This is a genomic window from Pseudomonas sp. F1_0610 (assembly GCF_047470865.1).
In the GTDB taxonomy this organism is placed as follows: domain Bacteria; phylum Pseudomonadota; class Gammaproteobacteria; order Pseudomonadales; family Pseudomonadaceae; genus JAZDRH01.
Genome location: NZ_JAZDRH010000075.1, coordinates 1 through 950, shown reverse-complemented (window position 1 = coordinate 950; position 950 = coordinate 1). Strand labels below are relative to the sequence as shown.

The 950-nt window shown below is 37.8% G+C and carries 2 protein-coding genes; both read left to right on the top strand.

What is annotated here, in order from left to right:
* The first annotated feature begins 112 nt into the window (after positions 1–112).
* Entirely contained in the window at positions 113–682 is a 570-nt protein-coding gene (locus VQ643_RS16260) for a DUF3304 domain-containing protein (protein WP_414201552.1), read from the top strand.
* A gap of 2 nt (positions 683–684) precedes the next feature.
* Positions 685–825 (top strand): hypothetical protein, encoded by a 141-nt coding sequence (locus VQ643_RS16255; protein ID WP_414201550.1) that lies wholly within the window; start codon positions 685–687, stop codon positions 823–825.
* Positions 826–950: the final 125 nt, after the last annotated feature.

The following is a 950-nucleotide window of genomic DNA, read 5'->3' as shown; positions in this document are numbered from 1 at the left end:
TTATATATTTAAACTTAGATTGATGTTTTGTTGATTAACAACATTGTTATTTCTAGTTATAAATCACTCTATAGTCTATACTCTGCAAAGGGAACATCGCAAAGGATAGCCCATGCAAATACCTAAACTAATAAAACCTACTTTAGTGCTGTTACTACTCAGCCACCTGACCGGCTGTTTAGCCACCTCTGATGGTGTAAAGAGAAATGGTGAAGAATGGATTGGTGTGCCAGTAGCGGCTATAAGCCATACTACTAATGAAGTAGGAGGAGTAATTGTCAATGGCAGTCCCGTCTCTATCTCCCTCTCTCCTACAGGTGGGATTATGATGCCTAAAGTCTGGCGGCCTGATTTTAAGGTAACCATTGAGTGGGATACCATTTATGTAAAAGGTTTAATTTCTCCACCTATGGTTCTGTCTCGCGCTCAATACAAAGAACTTGATGCGTATCGAGGACGCATAAAAGCCCGTACCTTACGCCATAGCATCACCATTCCTGTTCCTGAATATGATTACTACCATGATTTTTGTCAGCTTACAGTACACTTGCTCACTTGTGGCCAGGCAAAAGTAACCACCTCGTGCATTTATCCTACAAAGAAGAACTACCCCATTTCTGTTCCGCTTAAAGGTTTAACTGAACCACCAGAATGTCGCCCTACTATCCCTAAAGGAATGTAATTATGGCTAATGCATGGATTCCTCCCTTATTTCCAACAGACGGTAGGCTTGGCTTATCTGTTGACCAAATTACAGAAAACTACAACAAGCGTGAGTATGAAAAACAGCTCGCTAAAAATAGGCACTCATATCAAGCTAAATAAGCGTTGTTTTATAGAAGTTCTATTATTTTTAAATAATTAATATATTATATATTTAAACTTAGATTGATGTTTTGTTGATTAACAACATTGTTATTTCTAGTTATAAATCACTCTATACTCTATAC